At 60.6% G+C, this 784-nt stretch carries 1 protein-coding gene; it reads left to right on the forward strand.

Features of this window, described 5'->3' with window-relative positions:
• Positions 1–15: 15 nt before the first annotated feature.
• A protein-coding gene (locus LU493_RS19425) for an IS5 family transposase (protein ID WP_275289455.1) occupies positions 16–784 on the forward strand; the annotation gives its coding sequence in 2 pieces (ribosomal slippage) (positions 16–364 and positions 364–784; 770 coding nt annotated over the 2 pieces). This gene is flagged as partial in the annotation.

Genomic DNA, 784 nt, shown 5'->3' on the forward strand with positions numbered 1-784 from the left:
CTGCATAGGTGATGCATGGCAGGACGCTACGAGCTCTCCGATCGAAGCTGGGAGATGATCGAGGATATCGTCTCGCCCTCCCAGCCAATAGGTCGCCCACGTAGGGACGACCGCCAAGTGCTGAACGGGATCTTCTGGATCCTGTGCTCCGGCGCCAAATGGCGCGATCTCCCGGAACGGTATGGTCCTTGGAAGACGGTCCATGACCGATTCCGGCAGTGGCGAGACGATGGCACTTTCGAGGCTGTCCTGGATCGGCTCCATCTCAAGCTGCGTGAAGACGGGCTGATGGATCTGGATACCTGGATGATCGATTCCACGTCGATCCGAGCCACTCGCGCTGCCTCAGGAGGCGGCAAAAAAGGGGATCGAGAGAACCCGTAGACCATGCACTGGGGCGGAGCCGAGGCGGCCTGACCACCAAGATCCACATGGTCTGCGACCGACATGGTTGGCCGCTGACGTTCACGCTGTCACCGGGTCAGGATGCCGACACCCGGCATTTTATCCCCACGATGGAAGCGATCCACTTGCCAGGAAAGGTGGGCCGGCCCAGAAAGCGCTGTCGCTACGTTGTGGCAGACAAGGGCTACGATAGCGATGCGTTACGCCACTACTGTGACCGTCACCATATGAAGCCGATCATTGCTCAGCGCAAGATGAAGCGGCGGCCGCGTCCAGGGCTGCCCCGGGGATTCGACAAGCCCAAGTACCGGGAGCGAAACGTGATCGAACGTGGCTTCGGCTGGGTTAAGGAACTACGGCGCATCGCCACCCGATACGA

Origin of the sequence: Halomonas elongata (genome assembly GCF_029081005.1) — a bacterium.
Lineage (GTDB): Bacteria > Pseudomonadota > Gammaproteobacteria > Pseudomonadales > Halomonadaceae > Halomonas > Halomonas elongata_B.